The sequence below is a fragment of the Nocardioides nanhaiensis genome, assembly GCF_039542785.1.
Classification (GTDB): Bacteria; Actinomycetota; Actinomycetes; order Propionibacteriales; family Nocardioidaceae; genus Nocardioides; species Nocardioides nanhaiensis.
Window position 1 is genome coordinate 1,013,219 of record NZ_BAABIM010000002.1, and the last position, 11,758, is coordinate 1,024,976.

General features: G+C 70.2%; 9 protein-coding genes. 1 reads left to right on the top strand and 8 read right to left on the bottom strand.

Annotated elements, in window-relative coordinates:
• Positions 1 to 6: 6 nt before the first annotated feature.
• The 8 genes from ABD948_RS12950 to ABD948_RS12985 form a co-directional block, all read right to left on the bottom strand.
• A complete protein-coding gene (locus ABD948_RS12950; RefSeq protein WP_345266406.1) occupies positions 7 to 2,007 on the bottom strand; it encodes an oxidoreductase in 2,001 nt (666 codons plus the stop codon).
• On the bottom strand, positions 2,004 to 3,026 hold the full coding sequence (locus tag ABD948_RS12955) for an ABC transporter ATP-binding protein (protein WP_345266408.1): 1,023 nt from the start codon (positions 3,024 to 3,026) through the stop codon (positions 2,004 to 2,006). Before ABD948_RS12955 ends, ABD948_RS12950 begins: the two co-directional genes overlap by 4 nt.
• Positions 3,023 to 4,060, bottom strand: coding sequence for an ABC transporter ATP-binding protein (locus tag ABD948_RS12960; protein WP_345266410.1), 1,038 nt, complete (start codon positions 4,058 to 4,060; stop codon positions 3,023 to 3,025). The genes ABD948_RS12955 and ABD948_RS12960 overlap by 4 nt, the downstream gene beginning before the upstream one ends.
• A 2-nt stretch (positions 4,061 to 4,062) precedes the next feature.
• Positions 4,063 to 4,992, bottom strand: coding sequence for an ABC transporter permease (locus tag ABD948_RS12965; protein WP_345266412.1), 930 nt, complete (start codon positions 4,990 to 4,992; stop codon positions 4,063 to 4,065).
• Entirely contained in the window at positions 4,989 to 6,008 is a 1,020-nt protein-coding gene (locus ABD948_RS12970) for an ABC transporter permease (protein WP_345266414.1), read from the bottom strand. The genes ABD948_RS12965 and ABD948_RS12970 overlap by 4 nt, the downstream gene beginning before the upstream one ends.
• A gap of 133 nt (positions 6,009 to 6,141) precedes the next feature.
• A complete protein-coding gene (locus ABD948_RS12975; RefSeq protein ID WP_345266416.1) occupies positions 6,142 to 7,749 on the bottom strand; it encodes an ABC transporter substrate-binding protein in 1,608 nt (535 codons plus the stop codon).
• 150 nt (positions 7,750 to 7,899) lie between these two features.
• Positions 7,900 to 8,664 (bottom strand): SDR family NAD(P)-dependent oxidoreductase, encoded by a 765-nt coding sequence (locus ABD948_RS12980; RefSeq protein WP_345266418.1) that lies wholly within the window; start codon positions 8,662 to 8,664, stop codon positions 7,900 to 7,902.
• A 42-nt stretch (positions 8,665 to 8,706) separates the two neighbouring features.
• A complete protein-coding gene (locus tag ABD948_RS12985; RefSeq protein ID WP_345266420.1) occupies positions 8,707 to 10,737 on the bottom strand; it encodes an oxidoreductase in 2,031 nt (676 codons plus the stop codon).
• A 218-nt stretch (positions 10,738 to 10,955) separates the two neighbouring features.
• Between ABD948_RS12985 and ABD948_RS12990 the strand changes: the two genes are divergently transcribed.
• Positions 10,956 to 11,756: an IclR family transcriptional regulator gene (locus tag ABD948_RS12990; protein ID WP_345266422.1), complete on the top strand. Its 801-nt coding sequence runs from the start codon at positions 10,956 to 10,958 to the stop codon at positions 11,754 to 11,756.
• Positions 11,757 to 11,758 lie beyond the last annotated feature (2 nt).

The following is an 11,758-nucleotide window of genomic DNA, read 5'->3' on the forward strand; positions in this document are numbered from 1 at the left end:
GTCTCCTCAGATCTCACGGGCGGCCAGCTCGGCCTCCCAGATGGCGTTGAAAACCCGGCGCGGGGACACGCAGTCACCGATTGCGCGCACCTCGACCCCGGCCTGCAGCAGGCCGTGCAGGAGCGCGTCCTCGGCCTTGCTCCCTGTGACGAGAACCAGGGAGTCGACGGGCTCGCGCTGCTCGGTCTCGTCGGTGTGGACGTCGCGCAGGGTGACGACGTCCTCGTCGACCCCGGCCACCTCGCGGTTCGGGGTGAAGACCACCCCGGCCGTGCGCAGCCGCTTGTGCACCCAGCCGACGTCCCGCGTGCCCGCCAGCTCCGGGGCCACCGAGCTGAGCGAGGTGACCAGCTCGACCTGGTGGCGGTTCTTCTGAAGGTGCTCGGCCACCACGACCGCGTGCCGGGTGCCCAGGTCGTCGAAGACCATGACCTGGGGACCCAGCTGCGTGTGGTCCTGCAGAGCCTCCTGCATGGTCACCACGTTGAACTGGTCGACACCCGGCAGCTGGTCACCGGACCCCCAGCGCGCCGGGTGGTTCATGCTCCAGCCGTGCCGCAGCGGGCTCGAGCCGGTGGCCACGACGACGCTGTCGTAGCCCCCCGCAGCCAGCGATTCGACGGTCGCCTCCACGCCCAGCTCAATCTTCACGCTGGTGTCCTGGAGCTGCGTGATCAGCCAGCCGGCGATGCTGCCCCACTCGCTGTAGCTCTCCGAGCGGGCAATCCAGTTGACCTGGCCGCCGAGCTCGGTGCCACGCTCGAACAGCGTGACCTCGTGGCCGCGCTGCGCGAGCGTCAGTGCGGCTCGCATGCCACCGGGACCGCCCCCCACGACGGCGACCGAGCGCGGCGTCACGACCTGCTCGAGCGTGCCCGTGCCCATCTCGGCCTCGCGGCCGACGGCCGGGTTGTGGATGCAGGCCAGCGGTGCGCTCACGATCGACGCCATGCAGTGGTTGGCACCCACGCACGGGCGGATGTCGCGCTCGCGTTGCTCCTGCGCCTTGCGCGGCCACTCGGGATCTGCGATGAGCGTGCGTGCCATGCCCACCATGTCGGCCGCGCCGCTGGCGATCGCGTGCTCGGCCTTCTCGGGCGAGGTCATCCGGCCTGCCACCACGACGGGCAGCTCGGGGACCATCTGCTTGATCTGGCGCGTGGCGTCGACCTGGTAGCCCTGCTCCCGCGGCGTCGTGGGATAGATCAGCATCCGATTCTGGTAAGTGCCCTGCGAGACCGACACGTAGTCGATCAGGCCGGTGTCGGCGATGCTGCGGGCGATCTGTGCCCAGTGCTCGGTGCGCAGCCCGCTCTCCACCTCGCCGTCGTCGCCGTTGATCCGGACGCCGACGATCAGGTCGGACCCCACCTCGTAGCGGGTGCGCTCGATGATCTCGAGCACGAGGCGCAAGCGGTTCTCGTCCGATCCCCCGTACTGGTCGGTGCGGTGGTTCGTCGCGGGAGAGAGGAACTGGCCCAGCAGGTAGCCGTGGGCCAGACCGTGCACCTCCACACCGTCGAGGCCGCCCTCGGCGGCGTACCGCGCCGCCAACGTGTAGCCCTCGACGATCTCGGCGATGTTTGACTCGTCCATCACGTGCGGCATCTCGCGGTAGACCGTGCAGGGGATGCTCGAAGGTGCCCACACCGGCAGGCGGTTCACGACGCCGTTGGTCTCGCGTCCGCGGTGCCACGGCTGCGCCAGGAGCAGGGCCCCGTGCTCGTGGACGGCCGCGCTCAGCTTCTGGTAGTTCGGGACCACAGCCCGGTCGAATGCGAAGATCTTGCCCTCGTAGGGCTGCGTGGTCGGGTGGGTCGCCATCGCCTCCATCGTGATGACGCCGACGCCACCCTTGGCCCGCTCGGCGTAGTAGGCCACGTGGCGGTCGGTGAAGTTGTGATCCTTCACCAGCTGCGTGCTGTGCGCCGTCATCCAGATCCGGTTCTTCGCCTCCTTGGGCCCGATCGTGATCGGCTCGAACAGGTGACCGTAGGGGTGCGTCATCGGGTGGTGGCTCCTGAGATTGCGGGGACGTGGTCACCCGGCGCCCTCGCCGGGAGGATGTGGGTGCCCTCGGGCACACGGACGCAGTGCGCCAGGTGCTGCTCGGTGACCGCGTGCGGCGCGGGCATGCCCGTGACGCAGTCGTCGCGACGCAGTGGGCACCGGGGGGCGAAGGGGCAACCGGGCGGCAGGTCCACCGGGCTGGGGGTCTCGCCCTCCAGGACGTGCCGCACCGGCCGCGCGCCGGTCGTCACGGGGAGCGCGGCCGACAGCAGGGCCTGGGAGTACGGGTGCTGGGGGTTCTCCAGCACCTCGGAGGCCGGGCCCTGCTCGACCACCGTGCCCAGGTACATGACCGCGACGTCGTCCGACATCGCGGCGACCGTCGTCAGGTCGTGGGAGATGAACAGGAACGTGATGTCGAGCTCTCGTTGCAGGCGCTTGAGCAGCCGCAGCACACCGGCCCGGACCGAGAGGTCCAGCGACGACGTCGGCTCGTCGAGCACCAGGAAGTCCGGGTCGGTCGCCAGAGCGCGGGCGATCCCGATGCGCTGCAGCTGACCACCGCTGAGCTCGTGCGGGAACCGTTCGAGATGCACCTCCTCCAGGCGCACCATCCGCATCAGCTCGGCCGCGCGCTGGCGCCGTCCCCGGCCGTCGAGGTCGGTGTGCAACATCAGCGGCTCCTCGACGATGGAGCGGATCCGCATCCGGGGGTTGAGGGACTCGTAGGGGTCCTGGAAGACCATCGCGGAGCGGGCGCGGTGGCGGCGGAGCTGGTCTGCCCGCATCGCGAGCACGTCGTGGTCCCCGTGGCGGACGGTGCCCTCGGTGGGCTCGAGCAGCCGCAGCAGGCAGCGCCCCACGGTGCTCTTGCCCGAGCCGCTCTCTCCGACCAGACCCAGGGTCCGGCCACGGGGGATCACGATGTCGACCCCGTTGACCGCGCGGACCGGTGACCTGGAACCCCGCACCGGGAAGGTCTTGACCAGGCCTCTCGCCTCCACGTGGGCAGTCATCGCGACACCTCTCCGACAGGCTCCGCACGCGGACCGGCCTGGTCGTCGTGCGTCCCGCGCTCGATCGCGGTCAGGGCGGACGGGAAGTGGCACAGCGCGAGGTGCCCCTCGCCCAGCGGCACGTTCGGCACCGGTGCGGCGCAGCTCTCCTCGGCGAAGGGGCACCGTGGCCGGTAGTGGCATCCGTCCGGGAGATCCACCAGGTTCGGCGGGTCGGACCTGTCCTCCTCCTCGGTCAGCTGCTCGTCCAGGGACTCGCTGCTGGCCGCCACGAGTGCACGGGTGTAGGGATGCCGAGGATCACCGAAGACCTGTGCGACGGTGCCTTCCTCGACGATGCGGCCAGCGAACATCACGGCGACGCGATCGCAGTAGTGGGCCACTACGCCGAGGTCGTGGGTGATCAGCAGCACCGCGGACCCGGTCTCGTCGACCCGGGCGCGCACGAGGTCGAGGATCTGGGCCTGCACGGTGAGGTCAAGGCCCGTCGTCGGCTCGTCAGCGATGATGAGGCGCGGCTCGTTGATCATCGCGAGGGCGATCAGCACGCGTTGCGCCATGCCTCCGCTGAGCTGGTGCGCATAGGACTTGGAGCGTCGCGCGGCATCGGGGATCCCGACGTCGCGCAGTGCCTGCACGGCATTGCGCCGCGCGGTCGAGCGCGAGACGCCGCGGTGACGTCGGTTGGTCTGGGCGATCTGGCGACCGATGCTCCGCAGCGGGTCCAGCGCACCGCGGGGGTTCTGCACGATCACCGCGAGGTCACGGCCCCGCAGCCGCCGTCGGCGGCGCTCAGGCATCGTCACGAGGTCGCTCCCCTCGAACTCGGCGGTCCCCGCGACCACCGACGCCCGGGGGCCGAGCAAACCCAGGACCGACCAGGCGGTCAGCGACTTGCCCGCACCGGTCTCGCCGATCAGTCCGACGATCTCGTGCTCGGCGACCTCGAGGTCGACCCCGTTGAGCGCGTGCGCGGTGCCGTCGGGCGTCTCGATGTGGACGCGGAGCCCCTTGACGGAGAGCAGGGAGGGCATGGTCAGTCCTTCCGCGGGTCGAGGTGGTCCTGGATGGCATCGGCGAGCAAGTTGAAGCCGAGCACGAGGAGCATCAGCGCGAGGCCGGGGAACACCGAGGGCCACCACTGTCCGGAGGTCACGTACGCCGAGCCGTGCCGGATCATCGCTCCCCACTCGGGGGTCGGGACCTGGATGCCGACGCCCACGAAGGCGAGCGAGGAGACGATCATCACCGACCACGCCAGCCGTACGGCGGTCTGGATGATCAGCGGCGGGAGCGTGTTGGGCATGATGTGGCGCCACATGATCCGCCAGGGCTTGTTGCCGGTGGAGCGGGCCGCTTCGACGTACATCGCCTCGCGCAGGCTCAGCACCTGGCCCCGGGTCATCCGGATGAAGACGGGGGTGTCGAGGAAGGCGATCACGGCGATGACCGCGGTGATGGACTCCTGGGCAGCGGCCACCACGGCCAGGGCGAGGATCAGCGCCGGGAACGCCTGCAGCACGTCCATGACGCGCAGCAGGATCATCTCGAACCATCCGCCGCGGTAACCCGCGATCAGCCCGAGCGCCACCCCGACGACGATCGAGAGCCCCACGGCGCTCACGGAGATCAGCAGGTCGATGCGGATGGCGTGCACGGTGCGCGCGAAGACGTCCATGCCGTTGCCATCGGTCCCGAACCAGTGCTCGCTGTTCGGTGCCACCAACAGGTCGCGACCGAACACCTGCAACGGGTCAGTGGCGATGAGCACGTCGGCGAGGGCGGCCAGCACCACGAATGCCAGCACGATGGTGGTGCCGGTGAACGCCGCGGGACTGGAACGGACGAAACGCCAGAACCCTCGAGCGGCGGCCCGGGCAGCACCGGGCTGGTCGTGGTCGACGTGGGCTGGCGGGCCGCCGATCGGCAGGCCGGCGCTGGCGTCGGGGGTCGTCGGTACGGTCACTGGAGCTTCACCCTCGGGTCGATCGCGGCCACCAGCAGGTCGGCGACCAGGTAGATGAGTGCGGTCAGGACGCCCATGACGAGGATGAACCCTTGGACGACGGCGAAGTCGGCGTTGGTGATGGCCTCGAGCCCGAGCTGGCCGAGTCCTCCCCACGAGAAGATCAGCTCGGTGATGGCTGCTCCGCCGAGCGCCAGGCTGAACGTGATGCCGAAGTACCCGATCAGGTCGGGGACGGCGTTGCGGAAGGCCAGCCACACGACTCCGCGCTCAGACATCCCGCAGGCCCGGGCGTAGCGGACCGCGGGGCTCCCCAGCGTCTCGACCATCGCGGCCCTTGCCTGCTTGGCGATGGTGGCGCCGGTGATCAGCGTGATCGTGAGCACCGGTAGTGCCAGGTGTGCAAGCGCGGAGACCGCAGTGGCCAGGTAGCCGCTGAGGACGCTGTCGAGCACGAGCATGCCGGTCAGGTGCGGTGGCATGGCCATGCCGCGGTCGACCCGACCGAGGGGGGCGGGGGCCCAGCCCAGCACGGTGAAGAACAGCGTGATCATCAGCAGCGCCCCCCAGAACAAGGGGATGGAGACTCCGGCCAGGGTGATGATGCGCAGCACCTGGTCGACCACTCCACGCTGTCGCACCGCGGAGGCGACCCCGACGAGCACGCCGAAGAGGATGGCGCCGAGGATGCCGAAGCCGATCAGCTCGAGCGTGATGGGCAGCTTCTCCCACAGCTCCTCGGTGACCGGCCGGTTGGACATCCAGGAGGTACCGAGGTCTCCGCGCAGCGCGTCCGTCAGCCACGTCCAGTACTGCACGGGCACCGAACGGTCGAGGCCCATGTCTGCCTCGATGTCACGGATCTGCGCCTCGGTGGCGGTCGGACCCGCCACCATGACCGCCGGGCTCGAGTCACCGAGCCGCACGAGGAGGAAGGTGAGCACCGAGACCCCGAACAGCAGGGGGAAGAGCAGGAGGATCCGGTAGGCCAGGTAGCGGCCGAGTCCCTTTCCCATGCGCCACGTCACCTTTCTCGAGGGGTCTTGCTGGACTGGAGGTTGTGGGCAGGCTGGGCCGCGGGACCGACGAGGTCGTCGTCGGCCCCGCGGCGTCACCGCCGGGTCGGCCGCCTGGCAGACGGCCTGGAGGTCACCGGCTCAGGTCGGCCCAGCGCTCGTGGTTGTCGGGGTGCCAGACCCAGCCCTCGATGTCCTCGGCCATCGCCTCGTGACCACCGATCTCCGCCGAGTACAGCCAGGAGGCATCCTCGAGGTGGATCTGCTGCGCCTGGTTGATCAGGTCGCAGCGCTGCTCCTGGTCGGTGATGACGTTGGCCTCCTGGATCAGGCGCGTCACCTCCGGGTTGTCGTAGGCGTTGCGGTCAGCCGATCCGTCGGGCGTCGAGGTGAGCAGCATGCTGTATCCCGGGTCCAGCACGATGGACTGCTCGTAGAAGGTGAAGAAGGGCAGGTCCCGCTCCGTGATCGCGGCGCGGGCCTGCATGTCGGCGTCGGGGATGCGCTGCAGCTCGACGCGGATGCCCGCCTCGGCCAGGCCGGCCTGCAGCTGCACGCCGAGCGGCTCCTCCCACCAGTTCAGGCCCGAGTACTCCAGTGTGATGTCGACGCCATCGGGATAGCCGGCCTCGGTCAGCAGCTCCCGGGCGCGGTCGACGTCGGTCTCGTAGGACCACAGGTCGGGGTTGACGCAGGGGATCGTGGAGGGCAGCGGGCCGAGGCTCTGCTGGGCCCGGCCGGCGAAGACGTTCTCGAGGATCTGCTCGTGCGGGGTGGCCAGGTTGATCGCCTGGCGCACACGCTTGTCGTCGAACGGCTCGTAGTTGGGGTTCATCAGCGCCCGGGCCTGGAAGTTGCCGGCGACCGACTGAACCTTGACGCCGTCGCTCTCCTCGAGCTCGTTGAGCTGCTGGAAGGTCAGCTCCTCGATCCAGTCGACCGAGCCGGCCTGCAGCAGCTGGACCCGGGTCGAGGCATCGGGGACCGAGCGGTAGACGACCGTCTTGAAGTAGGGCTCGTCACCGAAGTAGTTCGGGTTGGCCTGGAAGACCGCCTCCGACCCGGCGGACACCGACTCGACGTAGTAAGGACCGAAGCCCGCGCTGTTGGTCTCCAGCCACTCCAGTGCCCAGGGGTCCTCGTCCGTGGCGTGCTTCTTCATCTCGGTCGAGTCGTAGATCGAGGGTGTGTACAGGGTCAGCGCCGTCAGCAGGATCGGGCTGGGGTCTGTCAGGTTGAACCGCACCTCGTAGGTGTCGACCACCTCGACGCTCTCGACGTTCGAGACACTGGCGATGAAGGCACCGGTGCGCTCCTGGTCAAGGGACTTGTCCCAGCTCCACTTGACGTCCTCGGCCGTGAGCTCGTTGCCCCAGTTGCTCTCGACACCCTCGCGGAGGGTGAAGGTCACGCTCAGCTCGTCCTCGGCGACCTCCCACGACTCAGCCAGTCCCGGCTCGATGTTCTCAGGGTCGACCTCACGGGCACCGCCCTCGGCGTCCTTGACCCCATAGTTCGTGAGCGGCTCGTACATCTGGGTGACGGTGTGCTGCGTGCCCGGGGTGATGACGTCGCCGTCGAAACCTCCGGGCACGTTCAGCGCGGCGATGATGAGCGTGTCGTCATCGCCCCCGCCGCCGTCTGCATCTGTCGGGTTCGACGCCCCGCACGCGGCGGTCGCCGACACCATCGCCACGGCGATGGCGATGCGCCCGACGTGACCTCGCAGTCCACGTCCCATCCCTGCCTCCTTGCTCAGTCCCGAGAGGTTGTTCCGTTCAAAGAAACGGTGTTCCTCTTACCGTTCTACTGAACCGCGTCTCGTCGACCCCGTCAAGGGTTAGGGCCGGGTTTCATCGGGCCGTAACACGAGCCGATGTCCCGACGCGCATCACCGGGTGGTCACGCCCCCGTCCACGTAGAGCGTCTGGCCGGTGACCATCGCGGCCGCCGGCGAGGCCAGGAAGGCGACTGCGTGCGCGACGTCGTCCACCTCGGCCATCCGCCCCAGGGGGATGCTGGCCAGCTTGTCCGCCATGTAGACCGGGTCCTGTCGCACTGCGGCGGTCATGGCCGTCGCCACGATGGTGGGCGCCACGCTGTTGACGCGGATCGCGTCGCTCCCCCACTCGGAGGCCAGCTGGCGTGTGAGGTGGACCAGTGCTGCCTTCGAGGTCGAGTACGCCGTGTTGTGCGGGACCGCCACGGCAGCCGCGGTCGAGGTGAGGCTGACGATCGAGGCGGCCCGCGAGTCGCACAGGGGCGGGTATGCCGCCTGGACCATCCGGTAGGTCCCGGTCAGGTTGACGTCCATGACTCGGTTCCACTCGGCCGCACTGGTGTCGGCCGCGGGCGAGCGAGCGTTGATGCCGGCGGCGTTGACCAGCACGTCGAGGCGTCCGTGCCGCTCGAGCACCTCGGCCACCACCCTCCCGGGCGCGTCTGCGTCGAGGAGGTCGAGCTCGTGCTCACTGCCTGCGTCGGCGCGGCTCCCAGTGAGCAGGGAGTCGACGGAACGATCGGCGAGGGCGACCGTGGCACCACGCCGAGCGAGCAACGACGCCACGCCGGAACCGATGCCCCCCGCGGCGCCGGTGACCAGCGCCACCAGGCCGTCCAGCCGGATGGGATCGTGGTCGACGGTCGGCTCGGACATGGGGCCTCCTGGTGCTCGGGACTGGTGGTGGCGGGTGGTCGGTCAGGCGCGGGGATCGCCCGGAGTCGTGGGGCGACCGAGCGCGGACAGCACTGCCCGGCGCGCCTCGTGGGTGGCCTCGACGAGCGAGCGCGGCGCCAGTGCGTCGCCCACGACCACGGTCCGGCCACCCAGCCCGAGGGCCTCGAGGGCAGCCAGCGGCGAGTCGTGAGCCCGGCGCGGCGCGACGTCGACCACCAGGTCGACGCCGGGCAGAACCTCCTCGTGAGCCCCGACGACGTCGGACAGCACCAGCCCGTCGTCGACACCCCGCACCGGCCGACGTCCCAGGTGGGTCGAGACGGGTAACGCCTGGAGACGGTCAAGCAGCCCCACCCGGCTGTAGAGGGTCACCCGCCCGAAGAGCTGCGCACCGGGAGAGACGACGTGCACGCGGTGACCGGCGCGCGCCAACGCCTCCACCAGGCCGGCGGCGACCCAGGAGCCCTCGTGGTCCACCACCGCCAGCCGCCGATGCTCGACGCCCGGTTCGGCGAGCGCGATCGCCTGCAGGGGGTCGAGGACCGTGGTGCCGGGCAGGCTTGTCCGAGCGGGCACCGCTCCGGTCGCAAGTACGACGTGGTCGAACGCGGCGGCGTCGACGGAGCCTCCGGCCGGCCTTCCCGGCCGCGCCTCCGGTGTCCCGGTCCACGCAACCCCGGTGCGCAGGTCTACCCCCGCACGATCGGCCGCAGCTACCAGGTCGTCCACGAGGAGCCCCAGTCGCTCGCGACCGGCGAGGCGCCGGGCGTGCTGCACCTGACCACCCGGGGCACCCGCCTCGAGCAGCACCACGGCCGCGCCGGCCTCGGCCGCAGTGACCGCCGCTGTCAGACCGGCCGGCCCCCCTCCGATCACCAGGACGGATCGACCCGGCGAGACGTCACGCCGCGACGCCGCGTCGGCCTCCTCCTCACCGGCCGCCGGGTTGACCACGCACGACAGCGGGAGGTTGAGCTCGATGCGTCCGATGCACGCTTGGTTGCACGCCAGGCACGAGCGCACCTCGTGCGATCTCCCAGCGCCTGTCTTGACCACCAGGTCCGGGTCGGCGATCTGGGCTCGCGCCATCGCGACCAGGTCGGCGTCACCGGCGGCGAGCAGCTCGTCAGCCACCGCGAGGTCGTCGATCCTGCAGACCGCGACCACGGGAAGGTCCGGCATCTCCTGCTTGAAGCGCCGGGGGAAGCGTCGGTAGGGCGCCGGCCCGTGGCTCATGTCGGCGATCTGCGTGGCGAGCGAGGCCTGACCGACGTAGGCGGAGTGACTGACGTGCAGCAGGTCGATCGGCACCACCTCGCGCAGCACCGAGAGCGCCTCGAGAACATCGTCAGGCTCGAGTCCGCCGGGCAGGAACTCATCGGCACTGACCCGGACACCCAGCAGCATCGAGGACGGGAGCGCCCCGGCCACCGACTCCAGCACCTCCCGCGCCAGCCGCAATCGGCGCGCGAACGAGCCGCCGTAGGCGTCGGTGCGGGCGTTGGTGACCGGCGACAGGAACTGCTGCAGCAGGTGCCCGTGCCCGAGGTGCACCTCGACACCGTCGAGCCCGGCGGCCGCCATCGCTCGGGCGCCGTCGGCGAAGGCGTCCACGACGGTCCTGATGTCGCGCACCGTCATCGCGTGCGGGACGGGGCCGCCCTGCGTCCAGCTGATGGGGGACGGCGCCCAGGACGCGGTACGGGTCGCATCTCCGGCGGCCTGGCGACCGGCGTGCATCAGCTGGGCCAGCAGCGGAGCGCCGGCACCACGCACGGCGTCGGCCAGCGCCGCGAACGCCGGCACCGCGTCCGGGTGGTAGGAGCCGAGGGTGCTGTCCCGACCGGCACTCGTGGGGTGGACACGCACCGCCTCGGTGATCACCAGTCCCGCGCCGCCCTCCGCCCGGCGCGCCAGGTAGGCCCGGTGTCGAGGCGTCGGCAGGGAGTCGACCCCGAAGTTGGTGGTGTGACCGGGGAAGACCACACGGTTGCGCAGCTGCACGCCACCGATCGAGAACGGCTCGAGCGCGCGAACCCCGGGCTGCATCATCGGTTCGCCGTAGGACCGCACGCAGCGCTGCCATGATGGTCCTGGAACCTCACGTGAGCACTACCCGTTTCGTTCAGAGGATCGACATTTCGCTGATCGGAAGACTAGGATCCGAGCGCGGACCCTGTCAAAGAGCGCTTGCGCACCCCGCTGCCGATCGACATGCCGCCCGACGAACAGCCACGACGACCTGCCACGACCACCTGGAGCCCACCGCCGTGCCGTCCACCGACACCGCGCCTGCCGCCCGCGGAGGCCGCACCCTCGAAGGGCTCGAGCGAGCCCTCGACGTCCTGATGCTCTTCGCGCGCCCCGGCACCTCGAGCCTGGGCATCTCGGAGATCTCTCGTGCCCTCGACCTGCCGAAGGCCGTGGTGCACCGCATCGTCACGACGCTGTGCAGCCGCGACTTCCTGGAGATCGAGCCGGCTACGCGGCGCTACGTCCTCGGTCCCTCGTGGCTGGTGATGGGCAGCACCTACAGCCAGCGCGTCGACGTCCGGGACCTCGCGCGCGACACCCTGCGGCGCTTGAGCGACGACACCGCCGAGACCACCACGCTGTCCATCCGGCACGGCAACCATCGCGTGTACCTCGACCAGGTCACCCCTGCGCGTGAGGTCATCATGTCGGTGCAGGTCGGTGCGCGCTTCCCCCTGCACGCCGGGAGCTCGAGCAAGGCGTTCCTCGCGTTCTTGACGCCCGAGGAGCAGGACGACTACCTCGACAGCGTCGAGCTGGTCCAGGTCACCGATCAGACTCTCGTCGACCGCCCCGCGCTCGTGAGCGAGCTGCGCGTCATCCGCGAACGCGGCTACGCATTCTCGTTCGGCGAGCGACAGGCCGGCGCCGGAGCCGTCGCGGCACCCCTGCTGGACTTCGAGAACCGCCCCGTGGCCGTCATCAGCGTCTGTGGCCCGGCGGGACGCATCCAGGGACGCATCGAGGAGCTCGCGGCGTCGTTGCTCGAGCAGACCCACACCCTTTCAGCGCGCCTGGGCCACTCCGGCACGTCCTGAGG

What these genes read in the sequence shown, in the direction of transcription:
- ABD948_RS12950 (WP_345266406.1), bottom strand. Translation starts at nt 2,007, where the DNA reads ATGACGCACCCCTACGGTCACCTGTTCGAGCCGATCACGATCGGGCCC.
- ABD948_RS12955 (WP_345266408.1), bottom strand. Translation starts at nt 3,026, where the DNA reads ATGACTGCCCACGTGGAGGCGAGAGGCCTGGTCAAGACCTTCCCGGTG.
- ABD948_RS12960 (WP_345266410.1), bottom strand. Translation starts at nt 4,060, where the DNA reads ATGCCCTCCCTGCTCTCCGTCAAGGGGCTCCGCGTCCACATCGAGACG.
- ABD948_RS12970 (WP_345266414.1), bottom strand. Translation starts at nt 6,008, where the DNA reads ATGGGAAAGGGACTCGGCCGCTACCTGGCCTACCGGATCCTCCTGCTC.
- ABD948_RS12975 (WP_345266416.1), bottom strand. Translation starts at nt 7,749, where the DNA reads ATGGGACGTGGACTGCGAGGTCACGTCGGGCGCATCGCCATCGCCGTG.
- ABD948_RS12980 (WP_345266418.1), bottom strand. Translation starts at nt 8,664, where the DNA reads ATGTCCGAGCCGACCGTCGACCACGATCCCATCCGGCTGGACGGCCTG.
- ABD948_RS12985 (WP_345266420.1), bottom strand. Translation starts at nt 10,737, where the DNA reads ATGATGCAGCCCGGGGTTCGCGCGCTCGAGCCGTTCTCGATCGGTGGC.